This is a genomic window from Exiguobacterium sp. s142, from assembly GCF_018618455.1.
Lineage (GTDB): Bacteria > Bacillota > Bacilli > Exiguobacteriales > Exiguobacteriaceae > Exiguobacterium > Exiguobacterium aurantiacum_A.
Map to the genome: position 1 here is coordinate 25,831 of NZ_JACSMB010000002.1, position 17,058 is coordinate 42,888.

Sequence of the window (17,058 nt, forward strand, 5' to 3'; positions counted from 1 at the left end):
TACGATGACCGTACAATTTGAATTAGATGCACAAGCAGTAGCGGCACGTGCAGAGGCGCTCGGTGGACCAGCATGGATGGTCAACCGACGTAAAGAAGCAGCAGAACTTGCGCCGACTCTCGCCTTGCCTAAAGTTGAAAAGATCAAGATTGATAAATGGGATTTCACAAGCGGAGACGTCGAACTCGCGAAGCTTGACGGGTTGACGCCTGAAATCGAAGTATTGCTCGGAGACCACCGGACAAACGTGCTCGTTGAACGCAACGGTCATGTCGTCTATAACGAACTTACGATGCCAGAAGGCGTCTTGTTCATGGGAATCCAACAAGCGATGGAACAACATCCGGACCTCGTCGAGAAATACTTCATGACAGAAGGCGTTCGTGTTGACGAAGATCGCTTGTCTGCCTTGAACGCAGCGCTCACGAACGGTGGGGCTTTCTTGTACGTCCCGAAAAACATGCAATTGAAAGACCCGCTTCAAGCCATCTTCACGATGGAACAAGCGAACGGTTCGTTGTACCACCATACGATCGTCGTCGCCGATGAAGGCAGTGAAGTGACGTATGTCGAAAGTTTCTTGTCGAACACGAATGAGCCGCACACGGTCAACGCCGTGACGGAAGTGTTCGTCGGAGCGAACGCGAAAGTCGTATTCGGTGGGGTCGACCAGCTCGCTGAGTCAGCACTCACGTTCATGAACCGCCGCGGTGTCGTCTACGAGAACGCTCATCTTGATTGGGCACTCGGACATATGAACGACGGTAACTCGCTCGTCGAGACGAAGACGCATCTCGTCGGAGACAACACGTACTCGAACACGAAAGCGGTCACGATCGGTCGTGGCGCACAGAAACAAAACTTCAACATCCGGACCGACCACTTCGGGAAGTCTTCGGAAGGGTTCATCTTGATTCACGGTGTTCAAAAAGACTCGGCAACGGCGATCTTCAGCGGGACATCGATGATTCATCACGGTGCCTCGAAGTCGAACGGTGTCCAAACGGAACGCATTCTCATGTTGTCTGAAAAAGCACGGGGTGACGCCAACCCGATCCTCCTCATCGATGAGGATGACGTTATGGCCGGCCACGCCGCTTCAGTCGGACGCGTCGACGACATTCAGTTGTACTACTTGATGAGCCGCGGTCTGTCACGTAAAGAAGCAGAACGTTTAATCATTCACGGATTCTTGAACCCGGTCGTCGAGCAACTCGCGATCGAGTCGGTCAAAGACCGTCTCCGTGAAGTCATCGAAGGGAAAGTGCGTTAAGATGATTGATGCCTCGATTCGTAAACAGTTCCCGATTTTAGATCAGGAAATCAACGGCCATCCGCTCGTCTATCTCGACAGTGCGGCGAGCTCCCAAAAACCGCTTGCTGTCATCGAGGCGATCGAGGATTACTATCGCCGCATCCACTCGAACGTGCACCGTGGCGTCCATACGCTCGGCACGCACGCGACGGATGCGTATGAAGGGGCACGGGAGCGTGTCCGTTCATTCATCAACGCCTCAGTACCGGAAGAGATCATCTTCACGCGTGGGACGACGACGGCGATCAACCTTGTCGCTTCAAGTTACGGGGACGCCAACGTCAGCGCGGGAGATGAGATCGTTCTCACACCGATGGAGCACCACGCGAACTTGATTCCGTGGCAACAGCTCGCCAAGCGCACAGGTGCGAAACTCCGTTACGTCGAAATGACGCCAGACGGCCGGATCACGCTCGACGCGGTGCGGGAAGTGTTGTCGGACCGGACGAAGATCGTCGCCATGAGCCACGTCTCGAACGTGCTCGGCACGATCAACCCGATCGCGGAAGTGGCGAAACTAGCCCACGAAAAAGGCGCGGTCATGGTCGTCGATGCGGCGCAAAGCGTACCGCATCGGAAGCTTGACGTCCAAGCGCTCGATTGTGACTTCCTTGCCTTCTCTGGCCATAAGATGCTCGGTCCGACCGGGATCGGTGTCTTGTACGGGAAGAAACAGTTGCTTAAAAACATGGAGCCGGTCGAGTTCGGCGGCGAGATGATCGATTACGTCGACTTGTATGAGTCGACGTGGAAAGACATCCCGTACCGCTTTGAAGCGGGAACGCCGATCATCGCCGGTGCCGTCGGTTTGGCTGCCGCCATCGACTTTTTAGAAGACCTTGGTCTCGAGAATGTCGAGGCGCACGAACGGGCGCTCGTGACGTACGCGATCGAACAGATGCGTACGATCGAAGGGATCGAGATCTTCGGTCCTGAGGAGCGTGTCGGGCTCGTCACGTTCAACTTGAACGACGTCCACGCCCACGACCTTGCGACCGTCTTGGATATGCAAGGGGTCGCGGTACGGGCCGGTCATCACTGTGCCCAACCGCTCATGCGCCTCCTGAAGCAATCATCGACTGCCCGAGCGAGCTTCTACTTGTATAACACACGAGATGAAGTCGATCGCTTCATCGAAGGGTTACGTCAAACGAAGGAGTATTTCAATTATGAGTTTTAACAATCTCGACATGTTGTACCGACAAGTCATCATGGATCATTATAAAAACCCAAGAAACCGTGGCGTCATCGAAGATGGCGTGACGATCGACTTGAACAACCCGACGTGCGGGGATTCACTCCGACTCCAACTTCAAGTCGAAGACGGAATCGTGAAAGATGCCAAGTTCGAAGGGGAAGGCTGTTCGATCAGTCTCGCCTCGGCATCGATGATGACCCAAATCGTAAAAGGCAAGTCTGTAGACGAAGCGCTCCAATTAGCGAACATCTTTTCACAGATGGTCCAAGGGAAAGACTACGATACAGACACGTTCGACCTAGGCGACATCGAAGCGTTGTCTGGTGTCTCAAAGTTTCCGGCTCGCATCAAGTGCGCCACGCTCGCGTGGAAAGCGCTTGAAAAGGGAGTCGACGAGGAAGCGTAAGTAGAAGGAGGAGACCGATATGGCGAAAAACATGCCAGACGTTGGCGATTATAAATATGGCTTCCATGATCGAGACATCTCGATTTTCCGTTCAGGCCGCGGCTTGACGAAAGAAATCGTTGAAACGATCTCGAACATGAAAGAAGAACCGGCATGGATGCTCGAGTTCCGTTTAAAATCACTCGAACAGTTCCGGAAGATGCCGATGCCGACATGGGGCGGCGATCTCACGTCACTTGATTTTGATGAGATCACGTACTACGTCAAACCGTCTGAGAAGACGGAACATTCGTGGGACGAGGTACCTGAAGAAATCAAACGGACGTTTGATAAGCTCGGAATCCCGGAAGCGGAACAAAAATACTTGGCAGGTGTCTCGGCTCAGTACGAGTCAGAGGTCGTCTACCATAGTATGCAAGAAGACTTCGAAGAAAGAGGTGTCATCTTCAAAGATACGGACACTGCTTTGAAAGAAAACGAAGACTTGTTCCGTGAGTATTTCGGGAAATTGATCCCGCCGACGGACAACAAGTTCTCGGCACTCAACTCGGCCGTCTGGTCAGGTGGCTCGTTCATCTATGTACCAAAAGGTGTGAAACTCGAGCAACCGCTCCAAGCCTACTTCCGCATCAACTCGGAAAACATGGGTCAATTCGAGCGGACGCTCATCATCGTCGACGAGGGCGCTTCGGTCCATTACGTCGAAGGATGTACGGCGCCGGTCTACACGACGAACTCGCTTCACTCTGCTGTCGTCGAGATCTTCGTCAACAAAGACGCATACTGCCGCTATACGACGATCCAAAACTGGGCGAACAACGTCTATAACTTGGTCACGAAGCGTGCCGTCTGTGAAGCCGGCGCGTCGATGGAGTGGATCGATGGCAACATCGGATCGAAACTCACGATGAAGTACCCGGCCGTCATCTTAAAAGGTGAAGGCTCACGTGGGATGACGCTCTCGATCGCACTCGGCGGTAAAGGGCAGCACCAAGACGCTGGGGCGAAGATGATTCACCTCGCACCGAACACGTCGTCGTCGATCGTCTCGAAGTCGATCTCGAAACAAGGCGGAAAAGTCTCGTATCGCGGAATCGTCCACTTCGGCCGTAAGGCGAAAGGTGCCCGTTCGAACATCGAATGTGACACGCTCATCATGGACAACGAGTCGACGTCGGACACGATCCCGTACAACGAGATCTTGAACGACCAAGTCTCGCTTGAGCACGAAGCGAAAGTCTCGAAAGTGTCAGAAGAGCAGCTCTTCTACCTCATGAGCCGTGGGATCTCGGAAGAAGAAGCGACCGAGATGATCGTCATGGGCTTCATCGAGCCGTTCACGAAAGAATTGCCAATGGAATATGCGGTCGAAATGAACCGTCTCATCAAGTTTGAGATGGAAGGATCGATCGGATAATTCTTAATATGTCGAGCTCCTAAATCAGGGGCTCGACTTTTTTTGTCGTGAAACAGCTGAGAGTCGGGTATGCTAAAAGAGAGACTGTTTTTAGGGAGGAATGATTGAATGGAAACAATTGATCCAAAAGACATTACCCGCATCGCCGTCGTTGGCGCCGGCTGGGTCGGCATCAGTTTTGCTTACCAATTATCGATGGCGGCACTTTGTGAAGAGCTTGTCTTGATCGACTCGAACCACGCGAAAGCGGAAGGGGAGGCGATGGACTTGAACCACGGCATCTCGTTCGCACCGAGCCCGGTCCGGATTTGGGCAGGGGATTACACGGATTGTCGTGACGCCGACATCGTCATCATCACAGCAGGCGCCGCTCAAAAGCTTGGGCAGACACAGATGGACCTGGCGGGGCAAAACGCTATCGTCGTCCGTGACGTGACAGAACGAATCATGGCGAGCGGCTTTGACGGGATCATCGTCGTCGCGACGAACCCGGTCAATGTGATGGCCCACGTCGCCTGGAAAGCGTCGGGCTTGCCGAAACATCGCGTCATCGGCTCAGGGACGGTGCTCGATACGGCGCGTCTGCGTTATAAGCTCGGCGAATACTTCGACTTGTCGTCGCGCAACTGTCACGTCTATTATATGGGCGAACATGGTGCCGGTGGTTTCGTCGCCTGGGACAACGCCCGGATTTATGGCAAGTCGATGAAGCAACTGCTCGCAGACAATGAATCGTATCACCAAGAGGATTTAGATGCGATCTATCAAGAAGTACGCGATGCCGCGAACCAAATCATCGGCTATAAGAGTGCGGCCTATTACGCGATCGGCCTCGGCTTGCTGCGCATCGTCCGCGCCATCGTCCGGAACGAAAATACGGTCGTGACGATCGGTGCCCATCTCGACGGTGAATACGGCGCCTCCGACCTCCATATCGGGGTACCTGCCTTGATCGATCGGAGCGGTATCAGTCAAATCATCGAGATCGACTTGACGGCTGAGGAGCAACAACAGTTCGACGCCTCGGTCGGACGGATTCGCCAGGCGATTGACAAAATCGAGACAAGTTCATAACAAAAACCCGGCTGCCAATGCAGCCGGGTTCGTTGTTACGACGCCTTTTTCTCGGCGACGTCTTTCTTGTAATACTTTTCAGACGAGAAGAATTCGGTCGTCAGTCGCTTCACTTCACCGCTTAGCATCAAGACGGCGATCATGTTCGGGATGAGGATCATCGCGAGCATGAAGTCAAGGAAGTTCCAAATCATCTGGGCGCCACCGATCGAACCGATGACGATCGAGGCGATATAGACGACTTTCATCACTTTACCGGCCGTCAAACCGAACAAGTACTCGGCTTGGCGTGAACCATAAAAGATGATGACGATGATCGTCGACAAGACGAAGAAGATGAGTGAGATCGTCACGAGCAGGCTGCCCGTATACCCGAAGTATTCACGGAAAGCGATCGTCGTGAGGGCGGCCGGGTCGCTCATCGCGCCTTCACGCGTCCAAACCCCAGACGATAAGACGACGAACGCGGTCGTGCTACAGATGATGAGCGTGTCGATGACGATCCCGATGACGGCCCAGAAACCTTGGCGGACCGGATGATCGGTCTGGGCGGCCGCGTGCGCGATCGGTGCCGTCCCAAGACCGGCCTCGTTCGAATAGAGTCCGCGGGCGAAGCCCCAACGGATCGTCTCGGCGATGGCGGCCCCGGCAAATCCGCCGAGCGCGGCCATCGGTTGGAACGCGTACGAGAAGATGAGACCGAGAACGTCAGGGATTTGCGAGAAGTTCATCAAGACGATGATGAAACCGGCCCCGACGTACACGAGTGCCATCGCTGGAACAATGATTTCTGTTACTTTAGCGATCCGTTTCATGCCACCGAAGACGACGAGTGCGACGAGTCCGGCGACGATAATCCCGGTAATGAGCGTGTCGCCGTTGAACGTCTCACGGACGGCCGAGCTGACGGCGTTGCCTTGGACCATGATGCTCGGGATGAGCTCGATCATGAGGGCGAACGCGAACCATGAGGCGAGCCATTTCCACTTCAGTCCTTTGGCCATGTAGTAGACCGGACCGCCGACAAATTCCCCAGCTTCATTTTTCTCGCGGTAACGGACGGCGAGGACACTTTCTGAGAATTTGATGGCCATCCCGACGACGGCGATGACCCACATCCAGAAGATGGCGCCCGGTCCCCCGAACATGATCGCGGCCGGGACACCGATGATGTTGGCGGCACCAATCGTCGACGATAACGCCGACGTCAACGCCTGGCGAGGACTGATGTCGCCTTCGCCTTTCGGTTTTTTAAAGACGCTGCCTAACGTTTGTTGAACTATGTAGAGCGGGTATCGGAATTGGAAGAATCCTAATTTGATGGTCAAGTATACACCTGATAACACGAGCAGGGAGATGATTGGGACTCCCCATAGCCAATTCGAAAACGACGTCACGATATTCACAATCTGTTCCACATCACCACTCCTAATCAGTATTTTATTTATATAGTGTTACCTAAGCAGCGTCTCGCTAAACCTGTTATTTCATATGAAGGAGGAGAATACGCATGAAACTGGCTAAACAATTGATCGTCTCAGGACGCGTCCAAGGGGTCGGCTTTCGCTATTTTTGTCAAGCGACCGCAATCGAATCGAATTTAAAGGGATGGGTCCGGAATTTGAGCGATGGCACGGTCGAAATCCACGTCGAAGGGGACGAGGCCGACTATGCATCGTTCAAACGAGCGCTCTATGACGGCAATCGGTTCGTCGGCGTCGAACAGATCGAAGAAACGGATATCGCGGAAGCATCGTACCGTAAATTCGATATCCGCTATTGACTATTTTTTTGAAAAGATGACATGAATTCGGTTGACAAGTAGGCTCCTGTTGTAAAAAGAGGGAGCTTTTTTTATATGGAAATCTACTTCTCAGAAAAATAAACATCTTTTTTAAAGATAGGGTGGTCAAAAAAAGGATAGTGTGTATAATGGAATAGACCAAGCGCTTTATTGTCAGAAAATTTAGTCATTTAGTCGGAATTTGTTCAACACGGAAGGTACTACAATGTATGTGGAGGTAGTTGTATGAAAAAATCAACATTATTCCCGTTAGCGTTTACGATTTTCGCATTATTCTTCGGAGCCGGGAACTTGCTGTTCCCACCGATGCTAGGAGCGTTGGCAGGTGAGAACCTGTTCCCAGCCCTAGTCGGATTCGTCATTACCGGCGTCGGACTTCCTTTACTCGCCTTGTTCGCGGTCGCGCGGGTCGGTGGAGGGTCTGATCAAATCGCCCAGTATATTCCGAAGCGTCTTGCACTCCTTTTGACGGGATTAATGTACGTGGCCATCGGACCGTTCTTCGGGATTCCTCGGACGGCAGCGGTCACGTATGAGATGGGAGTCGTGCCGTTCCTCGGTGCGCCGTCAACGTTCACACTCGCCATCAGTTCAACTGTCTTTTTCGGCTTGACGTTCCTTTTGACGCTCCGCGCTCAAAAATTGATCGAGATCATCGGACGGATCATTACGCCGATCCTCCTCGTCTTGCTCGCTGGCATCGGGATCACAAACCTTGTGGCTCCGCTCGGCTCACCGGTCGCGCCGGCAGCAGGGTATGAGACGTGGCTCGGGGCACTCGGTGAAGGCTTTAAACAAGGTTACTTGACGATGGACGTATTCGGGGCACTCGTCTTTGGTGCAATCGTTCTCGTCACGCTTAAAGCGAACGGGATGTCGGATCAAAAAGAAGCGTCATCGCTTCTCCGGACATCGGGATTGCTTGCCGTCACGTGTTTGATGCTCGTCTACATCTCGCTCGCATCGATCGGAGCGAACATGACGGGTGTCACGGGAACGACTGACGGAGCAAGCCTCCTTCAAACGTTTGCCGGTACATCGTTCGGTCAAGTCGGCATGCTCGCACTCGGGGCAGCGGTCTTCCTTGCTTGTTTGACGACAGCCGTCGGACTCATCAGTGAGTTCTCACGGTTCATGAGTAACACGTTCGAGTCGCTCAAGTACTACCAAGTCGTCATCGGGACAACGTTATTCGGTTACTTGATTTCACTCGTCGGTCTCGGTACGTTGATTGAAATTGCGATACCGTTACTCACGCTCTTGTATCCGGTCATGATCGCACTCGTGCTCGTTTCGGTCACGGAACGGATTCAACGCAACCCGCACGTCGCGATGAAGGCGACCGTTTACACGGCGCTCGTGTTCTCGTTGTTCGAGACGGCACAAGGCTTGGCTCCAACAGCCGTGACTGCATGGATCACGAACTTGCCGATGGCTGAAATCGGGCTCGCCTGGGCAGTTCCGACGTTGATCGTTTATGTCGTCACACTGTTCTTACCGAAACAGCGGTCGAGCGGATCACTCGCCGAGTCACGCATCTCATAATCACAACGACACCCATCCTCTGGTCCAGGATGGGTGTTTTGCTGTCTTATCGTTTGCTCATTCCATTCATCAACAAGTAAAATGAATAGATGAAAAGGAAGTGACGTGCGTTGACGACAAAACAAAAGAAACAATTGGCGATTCTCATGCTGAACATGTTCATCGCTGTAGCAGGATTCGGGATTATCATTCCAATCATTCCCGACTATTTAAAAATGATTGGCGAAGGCGGTACCGCCGCCGGACTGATGATTTCGGTCTTTGCCGGGGCGCAGTTGCTCATGTCACCGATCGCGGGGAAATGGGCGGACGTCTACGGTCGCCGACTGATGATCATTTCAGGGCTCATCGGGTTCACCATCTCGATGGCAGTCTTTTACTTATCGGACAATTTGACGGTCTTACTGATCTCGCGCGCCATCGGCGGAGTCGGGGCCGCATTGCTCATTCCAGCCATCTTTGCTTACGTGGCCGACATTACGACGCTCAAACAACGGGCGAAAGGAAATAGCTATATTTCCGCGGCAATGTCGCTCGGGATCGTCATCGGACCAGGGATCGGGGGCTTCGTCGCCGAGTTCGGGCTGAAGGCACCGCTGCTTTTGTCGGCGATCGTCTCATTCGTCGCCGTCATCTCATCGATCATTCTATTGAAAGAACCGGACCGGGAAGCTTACGTCCGGACGAACGAGACCGAATCGCTACCACGGCAACTCTTGTCGTCGACTCGAAAGCCGTACTTCTTCGTGCTCGTCATCAACTTGGTCATGGCGTTTGGGCTCATGGCATACGAGTCGGTGCTCGGATTGTTCGTCAGTGAGACGTTCAGTGCGACGCCGCAAGAAATTGCCGTCATGATCACAGGTACGGGGATCGTCAGTGTCATCGTTCAGCTGTTTGCCGTCGACCGACTCGTCTCGCTCTTCGGTGAGATCAAAGTCGTGCTCATCTTCATTATGCTCGCGGCACTCGGCTTCTTGTTCTCGCTGTTCGCGGGATCGTATGCGATCTTCTTCGCGATCACGCTCATCATCTTCTTGTCGACCTCGATTCTTCGTCCGGTGTTGAATACGCTCGTGTCGAAGATGGCGGATAAGGAACAAGGCTTCGCGATGGGGATGAACAACGCCTATATGAGTATCGGCAATATCGTCGGACCGACGCTTGCCGGGATCGCTTTCGATATCGACATGCGCTATCCGTTCATCATGGGACTTGTCTTGTTGCTCGTGACGTTCAGCGGGACACTCAATTGGTCAAAGCGAAACGCGGAGACATCGTTCGAACAATAATGTGAGGAGGAAACACGATGATTTATGTCGGTGTGACCGGTTGGGGAGACCACGACCTGCTCTATACGACCCCGGAAGAGCGGAAGCACAAATTGTCGACATACGCCGGCCACTTTCCGACGGTGGAGGTCGACTCGTCGTTCTATGCGATCCAACCTGTGAAAAACTATGAGAAATGGAATCGTGAGACGCCGGACGGCTTTCAGTTCGTCGTCAAAGTTTCCAGGGAAATGAGCGGTCACGACCGTGAACCGAAGCTGCCGCTCGCCGAACTGTTCGAGCGCTACCGGACATCGGTCGAGCCGCTCAAACAGGCGGGAAAACTGCGAGCCGTCCTCGTCCAACTCCCGCCGTGGTTCGACGTCTCGAAGCCGCATCTCGACTATTTGCGGACGATTCGAGCGGAGCTGATCGACTATGACATCGCCGTCGAGTTTCGGAACCCGACGTGGTTCTCGGAAGCATTTCGCGACCGGACGCTCGCGTTCTTGACCGAGCAACGCTTCATCAACACGGTGTGCGACGAACCTCAGACGAAAGAGAGCAGCATCCCGTTCGTCCCGGTCGTCACGAACCCGGAAGTCGCAGTCGTCCGTCTGCACGGCCGCAATACGGCCGGGTGGCTCCGCAAACCCGGGATGACGAGCCAAGAGTGGCGTCACGTCCGCTGCTTGTATCGATACAGTGAGGATGAACTGCAAGAACTTGCGACGGCGTGCCGGGCACTCGAACGAGATGCCAAGTCGGTCTACGTCTATTTCAACAACAACTCGGCCGGGGATGCGGCACCGAACGCGAAACGTTTGATTGAGATTCTCGGTGCCGAGTATGAGCTCGCCCCGAGCCAAATCAGCCTGTTTTAGGAAGAGGGGATGGCCGTGCGTACGATTAAAATCTTTCATTACAATGACTTGCATTCAAAATTTCATAATTGGCCCCAACTTGTCTCCTTTTTGAACGAACGCCGACACGAGGACACGCTCGTCTTCGACCTCGGCGATCATGCCGATCGAACACACCCGGCGACGGAAGTGACGAAAGGGCAAGTGAACGTCCGCTTGCTCAATCGGCTCAATCCGACGGCCGTGACGATCGGCAACAACGAAGGCATCACGTTTCCGCACGACTGGCTCGATTCGCTCTATGAGGATGCGACGTTCCCCGTCTTGCTCGCGAACGTCTATCAAGCGGACGGGACGCGACCGGACTGGGCGACGGAGACGCTCGTCCTCGAGCGATCCGGTGTGCGTGTCGGTCTGTTCGGCGTGACCGCACCGTATGAAGAGCTGTATCCTGAACTCGGTTGGCAAATTGAGTCACCGCTGACGGCGACTGCTCGGGCAATCGAGGAACTCAAAGGATGTGACGTCATCATCGCGCTCAGTCACCTCGGTTTCTACGCCGACGAGCGACTCGCCGAAGCGTTCCCGGCCATCGATGTCATCCTCGGGGCGCATACGCACCACGTGTTAGACGACGGCGTCATGAAAAACGGGGTATTGATCGCCCAGGCCGGGAAGTACGGGCAATACGTCGGAGAAGTCGATTTGACGCTTCGGGACGGCCAAATCGTAGAGAAGAAGGCGTGTCTCCATGACTTGACAGATCACGTTCAGGACGACGACACGCTACGGGTGTTGCGGTTCGAGTATGAACAAGCCGAGAGTATGCTTGACGTGACGATTGCCGCCACGCCAGGCTATGTGAGCGATTGGTTCGGACCATCTCCGATTGCGGAATTGTTAGCGGACGGATTAATGGACTGGTGTGATGCCGAAGTAAGCATCCTTCCATCGGGCATCCTGCTTGAAGGGTTGGCACCCGGACAAGTCACGCTCAATATGCTCCATCGCATCTGTCCGCACCCGATCAACCCATGCCTGTTGACACTCGACGGCGCAACGTTGCTTCGTTTCTTGAGCGATGTTCATGAGGAGCCGTTCACGACGATGCACGTGCGTGGGCTCGGCTTTCGCGGGACGGTGCTCGGACAACCGATCGTCCACGGTCTTGAATTGAAACAAGGCCGCTACTTGCTTCGTGGCAACGAGATTGGTCTTGAACAGACATATCGTGTCGCCACGGTCGACATGTTCACGTTCGGTCCGCTCCTGCCGTATTTGGCGGACCAGCCGAAGCGTTACTACATGCCGGAACTTCTGCGTGACGTGCTGCGTGAAACGATCATGGCGCGTCATGATGTGATCCGAAAACGATAGGGGAACTGTCGACGGGCGTGATATGATAGGAAAGTGGAGGTGTGAAAATGATTAGAGTGAATCACCATGGATATACCGTCATCGAAGAGAAACGCGACGGGTTTGACGAAGAGGCATTCATCGCTCGTTATAGTGATGTGCTCGATAAATATGATTACATCGTCGGAGATTGGGGACATGGTCAACTTCGTCTCAAAGGATTTTATGAAGTGAAGTCGAAGTTTGCCACGTACGATAATCGAATCGATCATGTGATGGACTATGTGTATGAGTATTGTAACTTTGGTTGTCCGTTCTTCGTCCTGAAGAAAGAGACAGAGATTGATGAAAGTGAAGACGGTCCTGTGTTCGGCGGAACGAAACAACCGCTCAAACTAAAACGAAAATTCAATAAAGCGGAAGAAGCTGAAACTTCGACCGGTTCATGACGCGCTGATGACATCAGCGTTTTTTTATTACATATATTTCCTAGATGTTTCGTTTAGGTGAAAAGATGGTGTGACAGGTTTAGGGATAAGAAAATTGTGATAATTTATATATAAGATAACTTTTTCTGTTCGGGTTTTGGAAGTGAGGTGGAAGGATGCAACACGTACAAACGACGACCGTCGGTGATCGCGATGATGTTCATAACCGAATCCATAACTTAGGGTTAGGTTTATTGGCGATGCTGTTCTTCGGGTTAGGTAGTATCATGACATTCTATTTCACAGCCGCGGTCCTTTTGTTTGAGTTGGTCCATGTCTTGCTCGTTCGCCGGTTCGAGTATCGGAATACATTTCTAAAAAGCCGGTTGTTTAAAGCGATCTCATTGACTGTGGTCTCTACAGGTGTGCTCTTATTTATTCTATCGATGTCGCAGTTTTTTATGGGCAATATCTTATATTAACGGGGAAAAGAAGAAACCTTTCCCTGTTTTCGTGTTTTTTGAAACCTTCTGTCGGTCAATGACGTACACTAAGGAAAGAATACGAAAAAGGGATGGATACTATGACAGCACAATGGAAACAACACGCACAAAAAATGTTGACAGGTAATCGCTGGCTGCTCGCCGGGATTTTGATTTTGTTCGTTGTCTTGAACGGGATTCCCCAATCGTTCGCACCGACGATTGACGCAGAGTCAATGGAGCCATTGACGTCTATCGAGATGACGTTATCGTTCTTATCGTTCCTTCTGACGTTGTTGATCGCACCGCTCACGGTCGGATGGTCATGGCTCGTCCTCTCCGTGTCACGCGGCGACAAGCCGGCCGTCTCGAAATTATTTGAACCGTTCCAAACCGGCTATGTGAAGCACGTGCTCGCTCCGTTCTTCGTAGGGTTGTTCATCTTCTTATGGGCATTGTTACTCGTGATCCCAGGAATCGTCAAAGCGTTCTCGTACTCGCTCACGAACTATATTTTACGTGATCAGCCAGAACTGTCGGCTCTCGAGGCGATCACCGAGTCACGCCGGATGATGGATGGTCACAAGATGGACGCGTTCAAGCTCGTCCTCTCGTTCATCGGTTGGTTCTTCGTCGGCGTGTTCACGCTCGGAATCGGTTTCTTGTACGTGTATCCGTATTTCACGACGACGTACGCCGCGTTTTATGACTCGCTTCAAAAAGACAAGCGTCCAGAACCACAGTATATGACGGACCATACTTCAGGTGACGTGCCGACAGGATTTTAATAAAAAACCTCCGCTCAAATTTTGAGCGGAGGTTTTGTCATGCTTCAACTTGTTGTTTGTTCAGGTACGGCTTCAACGACAACGTGTGTTCAGCGACGACTTTGCGAATCGTCTTCGTCTTCGAACGCATGACGAGCGACGTCGTCTCGACGATATCGTCCGTCAAGAACTTGACGCCGTCGAGCAGTTCACCCGTCGTGACACCGGTCGCGGCAAAGATGCAATCGTCACTCTTGACGAGATCGTCGATCGTGAGGAGTTGGAGCGGGTCCTCGATACCCATCGAGATGACGCGGGCCGTCTCTTCTTCGTTCATCGGGTGAAGGCGGGCTTGCATATCGCCGCCGAGCGCCTTGACGGCTGCTGCCGTGATGACGCCTTCTGGTGCGCCGCCTGTCGAGATGAAGATGTCGATCGGGTTCGATTTGATGGCTGCGGCGATCCCGGCCGAGACATCGCCGTCATCGAACAGTTTGACGCGTGCGCCCATACGCATCGCCGCTTGACGGAGATGTTCGTGGCGATCGCGGTCTTGCATGATGACGGTCACTTCTTCGATCCGTTTGCCGTTATAGAGCGCGGCTTTCTCGATGATCGACTCGAGCGGTTCGTCGAGCGAGACTTTCCCTTTCAGGTTCGGTCCGACAACAAGTTTATCCATATACATATCAGGTGCGTGGAGGAGAGCGCCTTTATCGGCGACTGCGATGACGACCATGGCGTCGCCGAGTCCTTTGGCGACGATCGATGTCCCTTCGAGCGGATCGACCGCGATATCGACTTCCGGCCCGAACGTCGTACCGAGGCGTTCGCCGATGTAAAGCATCGGCGCCTCATCTAATTCGCCTTCACCAATCACGACAGTCGCATCCATATTGACCGTACCGAGCACTTCGCGCATCGCTGACGTCGCCGCGTCATCGGCCTCGTTCTTTTGGCCGCGACCAATCCATTTTGATGATGCCAGTGCCGCTGCCTCGGTTGCTCGTACGATCTCTAACGCTAATTCTCGTTCCATAGTGTTGAACCCTCCACGTGATTTCTATTTAATGTGACATACTAATTAAAGTGTTAATCCGTGGATTAGTGTATCACAATCGGATAAATGATGTAAATAGGGGAGATTCTTTTCTCGAGTCGGAAAAAAGATTATGATAAGGGGCAGGGGGGATGACGATGTATTTTGTGAATAGAGAAAAAATCAATGAGACGCTGGCCCACATGGAAACGATGTTGCATCGGATCGATCAGCTCGAAGGGGACGCGTTCACACTTGAACTTGCGAAAGAGCGTTTGGCCGTGCATTTGATGGAAGGCGTCATCGATGTCGGCAACTCGATGATCGACGGCTTCATTATGCGCGATCCGGGGAGTTATGAAGATATCGTCGACATTTTATTGGACGAGCGCGTGCTCGACACCGAGACGGCTCAAGCGGCGAAAGAGCTCGTCATGATGCGTGCCTATTACGTCCGGGAGTTCGTCACGTCGGATTCGGCTCGCTTTGACGCCTGGACGGAACGTCAAAAAGAGACGTTCGCAGCATTTCCCGAGCAAGTCCGCCGCTATTTAGAAGTGGAACTTGGACCAGTATCAGCATTTCTACCGGAAAGTGAGTGATTAGATGAATTTAATTAAAGGATACTTATTTGATTTAGATGGAACGATCTATGCGGGCACCGAGCCGATCAAAGCAGCAGTCGACTTCGTGAATCGGCTCGAGGCGACGGGATTCCCGTACTTGTTCGTCACGAACAACGCCTCGATGACGCCGAAACAAGTCGCGGATAAGCTCGTGTCGATGGGTGTCCACGTGACGCCCGAGCACGTCTTGACGAGTGCGATGGCGACGGCCCGTTATATCGAGAAGATGACACCAGGGGCGACCGTTTATATGATCGGGGAAGACGGTCTCCGGATCGCGCTTGAAGAGCGTGGCTTCCATGTGACGGACGAACCGAAAGCCGACTACGTCGTCATCGGGCTCGACCGCCACATCACGTACGAGAAATTGGCAAAAGGTGCGCTCGCGATTCGGTCCGGCGCTCGCTTCATCTCGACGAACGGAGATATCGCCATCCCGACCGAGCGCGGCTTTTTACCGGGCAACGGGGCGCTCACGTCCGTGCTCACGGTGACAACGGAGAAAGACCCGTTCTTCATCGGCAAGCCGGAGCCAGTCATGATCGACATCGCCCTCGAGATGATCGGTCTGACGAAAGACGAGGTCGTCATGGTCGGGGACAACTACCATACGGACATCTTGTTTGGGATCAACGGAGGGCTACGGACGCTGCACGTCAATTCAGGCGTTCACGGGCCGGCGTTCATCCAAGAACAAGAAAAGCTCCCGACCTATATGGTCGAGAGCTTGGACGAATGGACACATGCATGAAAAAAAGGGATGACTCACGTCTCCCTTTTTGTTTAGAATACTTGTTCGACTTCGACGATGCCAGGTACTTCTTCAATGAGCGCGCGCTCAATTCCGGCTTTCAAAGTGATTGTTGAAGACGGGCAGCTGCCGCATGCACCCATCAAACGAAGTTTGACGATGCCTTCATCTACATCAACGAGTTCGACGTCACCGCCGTCGCGAAGCAAGAACGGGCGTAATTTATCGAGTACTTCTTGGACTTGATCAAACATTTCCATGGTATCTACCCCTTTCTGGTTCTATTCCATTCTAGCAAGTTTGAGATTGTTTCTCAATCTTTAACGCTGAGCGTTTTGTGACAAGGGCGCTGCGTGATTTTTGTATAATAGAAATAAATAGGGGGAATGACGATGAAAATCACGGTATACGGGGCAGAAGTACAGTGTGCGAGCTGTGTCGGGGCACCGAGCTCGGTCGAGACATATGAATGGTTACAAAGTGCGCTCGCCCGGAAATATCCGGAGCGCAAGTTCGAGTTCGAATACATCGACTTCGAGCAAGCGGACGATGAGATCGCTGAGGCGATCAAGCAAGACGAATGGTTTTACCCGCTCGTCCTCTTGAACGGGGAAGTCGTCGACGAAGGAGTCGTCCAGTTGCGTAAAGTGTATACGGCGATTGACGAGAATTAAACGACATCATAAAACAAGGTTGAGCGAATACACATTCGTTCA

19 protein-coding genes are annotated in these 17,058 nt (G+C 52.9%); 16 read left to right on the forward strand and 3 right to left on the reverse strand.

Annotated features, from left to right (window positions below; genetic code table 11):
* Window positions 1–4: 4 nt before the first annotated feature.
* The 5 genes from sufD (at window position 5) to KNP77_RS02625 (ending at window position 5,410) form a co-directional block, all read left to right on the forward strand.
* Window positions 5–1,273 (forward strand): Fe-S cluster assembly protein SufD, encoded by a 1,269-nt coding sequence (sufD, locus tag KNP77_RS02605; protein ID WP_070328743.1) that lies wholly within the window; start codon window positions 5–7, stop codon window positions 1,271–1,273.
* Window position 1,274: 1 nt separating this feature from the next.
* Window positions 1,275–2,495 (forward strand): cysteine desulfurase, encoded by a 1,221-nt coding sequence (locus tag KNP77_RS02610; protein ID WP_070328744.1) that lies wholly within the window; start codon window positions 1,275–1,277, stop codon window positions 2,493–2,495.
* Entirely contained in the window at window positions 2,485–2,919 is a 435-nt protein-coding gene (gene sufU / locus KNP77_RS02615; RefSeq protein WP_070328745.1) for a Fe-S cluster assembly sulfur transfer protein SufU, read from the forward strand. The genes KNP77_RS02610 and sufU overlap by 11 nt, the downstream gene beginning before the upstream one ends.
* A gap of 19 nt (window positions 2,920–2,938) precedes the next feature.
* Entirely contained in the window at window positions 2,939–4,336 is a 1,398-nt protein-coding gene (sufB, locus tag KNP77_RS02620; protein ID WP_070328746.1) for a Fe-S cluster assembly protein SufB, read from the forward strand.
* 108 nt (window positions 4,337–4,444) lie between these two features.
* Window positions 4,445–5,410, forward strand: a complete 966-nt coding sequence (locus KNP77_RS02625) for an L-lactate dehydrogenase (RefSeq protein ID WP_214888277.1) — start codon at window positions 4,445–4,447, stop codon at window positions 5,408–5,410.
* A 35-nt stretch (window positions 5,411–5,445) separates the two neighbouring features.
* On the opposite strand, the gene KNP77_RS02630 is transcribed toward KNP77_RS02625, so the two are convergent.
* Window positions 5,446–6,828 carry an alanine/glycine:cation symporter family protein gene (locus tag KNP77_RS02630; RefSeq protein WP_131504667.1) on the reverse strand — a complete coding sequence of 461 codons (1,383 nt, stop codon included), beginning with the start codon at window positions 6,826–6,828 and terminating at the stop codon, window positions 5,446–5,448.
* 92 nt (window positions 6,829–6,920) lie between these two features.
* On the opposite strand from KNP77_RS02630, the gene KNP77_RS02635 reads away from it, so the two are divergent.
* From KNP77_RS02635 to KNP77_RS02670, 8 genes are all read left to right on the forward strand, one after another.
* Complete coding sequence (locus KNP77_RS02635; RefSeq protein WP_131490438.1) at window positions 6,921–7,193, forward strand: acylphosphatase; 273 nt, start codon at window positions 6,921–6,923, stop codon at window positions 7,191–7,193.
* A gap of 246 nt (window positions 7,194–7,439) precedes the next feature.
* Window positions 7,440–8,759, forward strand: coding sequence for a branched-chain amino acid transport system II carrier protein (brnQ, locus tag KNP77_RS02640; protein WP_214888291.1), 1,320 nt, complete (start codon window positions 7,440–7,442; stop codon window positions 8,757–8,759).
* 110 nt (window positions 8,760–8,869) lie between these two features.
* Window positions 8,870–10,051, forward strand: a complete 1,182-nt coding sequence (locus tag KNP77_RS02645) for an MFS transporter (RefSeq protein WP_070328751.1) — start codon at window positions 8,870–8,872, stop codon at window positions 10,049–10,051.
* 17 nt (window positions 10,052–10,068) lie between these two features.
* The gene (locus KNP77_RS02650; RefSeq protein ID WP_131455923.1) at window positions 10,069–10,914 is read left to right on the forward strand and encodes a DUF72 domain-containing protein; all 846 of its coding nucleotides are present in this window, start codon (window positions 10,069–10,071) and stop codon (window positions 10,912–10,914) included.
* 9 nt (window positions 10,915–10,923) lie between these two features.
* The gene (locus tag KNP77_RS02655; RefSeq protein WP_214888293.1) at window positions 10,924–12,270 is read left to right on the forward strand and encodes a bifunctional metallophosphatase/5'-nucleotidase; all 1,347 of its coding nucleotides are present in this window, start codon (window positions 10,924–10,926) and stop codon (window positions 12,268–12,270) included.
* A 47-nt stretch (window positions 12,271–12,317) separates the two neighbouring features.
* On the forward strand, window positions 12,318–12,698 hold the full coding sequence (locus tag KNP77_RS02660) for a YutD family protein (RefSeq protein ID WP_035386184.1): 381 nt from the start codon (window positions 12,318–12,320) through the stop codon (window positions 12,696–12,698).
* A gap of 155 nt (window positions 12,699–12,853) precedes the next feature.
* Window positions 12,854–13,159 (forward strand): hypothetical protein, encoded by a 306-nt coding sequence (locus tag KNP77_RS02665; protein WP_214888296.1) that lies wholly within the window; start codon window positions 12,854–12,856, stop codon window positions 13,157–13,159.
* 101 nt (window positions 13,160–13,260) lie between these two features.
* On the forward strand, window positions 13,261–13,947 hold the full coding sequence (locus KNP77_RS02670; protein ID WP_214888299.1) for a DUF975 family protein: 687 nt from the start codon (window positions 13,261–13,263) through the stop codon (window positions 13,945–13,947).
* Window positions 13,948–13,984: 37 nt separating this feature from the next.
* Here KNP77_RS02670 and glpX read toward each other — a convergent pair whose 3' ends face one another.
* Entirely contained in the window at window positions 13,985–14,965 is a 981-nt protein-coding gene (glpX, locus tag KNP77_RS02675) for a class II fructose-bisphosphatase (RefSeq protein ID WP_070328755.1), read from the reverse strand.
* 158 nt (window positions 14,966–15,123) lie between these two features.
* Here glpX and KNP77_RS02680 point away from each other — a divergent pair, with 158 nt between their 5' ends.
* Window positions 15,124–15,567, forward strand: coding sequence for a DUF86 domain-containing protein (locus KNP77_RS02680; RefSeq protein WP_214888302.1), 444 nt, complete (start codon window positions 15,124–15,126; stop codon window positions 15,565–15,567).
* A 4-nt stretch (window positions 15,568–15,571) separates the two neighbouring features.
* Window positions 15,572–16,342 carry a TIGR01457 family HAD-type hydrolase gene (locus KNP77_RS02685; protein ID WP_070328756.1) on the forward strand — a complete coding sequence of 257 codons (771 nt, stop codon included), beginning with the start codon at window positions 15,572–15,574 and terminating at the stop codon, window positions 16,340–16,342.
* 32 nt (window positions 16,343–16,374) lie between these two features.
* On the opposite strand, the gene KNP77_RS02690 is transcribed toward KNP77_RS02685, so the two are convergent.
* Entirely contained in the window at window positions 16,375–16,602 is a 228-nt protein-coding gene (locus KNP77_RS02690; protein WP_016509169.1) for a NifU family protein, read from the reverse strand.
* A gap of 126 nt (window positions 16,603–16,728) precedes the next feature.
* Between KNP77_RS02690 and KNP77_RS02695 the strand changes: the two genes are divergently transcribed.
* Window positions 16,729–17,016, forward strand: a complete 288-nt coding sequence (locus tag KNP77_RS02695; protein ID WP_071397900.1) for a DUF1462 family protein — start codon at window positions 16,729–16,731, stop codon at window positions 17,014–17,016.
* The last annotated feature ends 42 nt before the right edge of the window (window positions 17,017–17,058 follow it).

What these genes read in the sequence shown, in the direction of transcription:
- sufD (WP_070328743.1), top strand. Translation starts at nt 5, where the DNA reads ATGACCGTACAATTTGAATTAGATGCACAAGCAGTAGCGGCACGTGCA.
- glpX (WP_070328755.1), bottom strand. Translation starts at nt 14,965, where the DNA reads ATGGAACGAGAATTAGCGTTAGAGATCGTACGAGCAACCGAGGCAGCG.
- KNP77_RS02695 (WP_071397900.1), top strand. Translation starts at nt 16,729, where the DNA reads ATGACGATGAAAATCACGGTATACGGGGCAGAAGTACAGTGTGCGAGC.
- KNP77_RS02635 (WP_131490438.1), top strand. Translation starts at nt 6,921, where the DNA reads ATGAAACTGGCTAAACAATTGATCGTCTCAGGACGCGTCCAAGGGGTC.
- KNP77_RS02655 (WP_214888293.1), top strand. Translation starts at nt 10,924, where the DNA reads ATGGCCGTGCGTACGATTAAAATCTTTCATTACAATGACTTGCATTCA.
- KNP77_RS02670 (WP_214888299.1), top strand. Translation starts at nt 13,261, where the DNA reads ATGACAGCACAATGGAAACAACACGCACAAAAAATGTTGACAGGTAAT.
- sufU (WP_070328745.1), top strand. Translation starts at nt 2,485, where the DNA reads ATGAGTTTTAACAATCTCGACATGTTGTACCGACAAGTCATCATGGAT.
- KNP77_RS02660 (WP_035386184.1), top strand. Translation starts at nt 12,318, where the DNA reads ATGATTAGAGTGAATCACCATGGATATACCGTCATCGAAGAGAAACGC.
- brnQ (WP_214888291.1), top strand. Translation starts at nt 7,440, where the DNA reads ATGAAAAAATCAACATTATTCCCGTTAGCGTTTACGATTTTCGCATTA.
- KNP77_RS02610 (WP_070328744.1), top strand. Translation starts at nt 1,275, where the DNA reads ATGATTGATGCCTCGATTCGTAAACAGTTCCCGATTTTAGATCAGGAA.
- KNP77_RS02680 (WP_214888302.1), top strand. Translation starts at nt 15,124, where the DNA reads ATGTATTTTGTGAATAGAGAAAAAATCAATGAGACGCTGGCCCACATG.
- KNP77_RS02625 (WP_214888277.1), top strand. Translation starts at nt 4,445, where the DNA reads ATGGAAACAATTGATCCAAAAGACATTACCCGCATCGCCGTCGTTGGC.
- sufB (WP_070328746.1), top strand. Translation starts at nt 2,939, where the DNA reads ATGGCGAAAAACATGCCAGACGTTGGCGATTATAAATATGGCTTCCAT.
- KNP77_RS02685 (WP_070328756.1), top strand. Translation starts at nt 15,572, where the DNA reads ATGAATTTAATTAAAGGATACTTATTTGATTTAGATGGAACGATCTAT.
- KNP77_RS02690 (WP_016509169.1), bottom strand. Translation starts at nt 16,602, where the DNA reads ATGGAAATGTTTGATCAAGTCCAAGAAGTACTCGATAAATTACGCCCG.
- KNP77_RS02650 (WP_131455923.1), top strand. Translation starts at nt 10,069, where the DNA reads ATGATTTATGTCGGTGTGACCGGTTGGGGAGACCACGACCTGCTCTAT.
- KNP77_RS02665 (WP_214888296.1), top strand. Translation starts at nt 12,854, where the DNA reads ATGCAACACGTACAAACGACGACCGTCGGTGATCGCGATGATGTTCAT.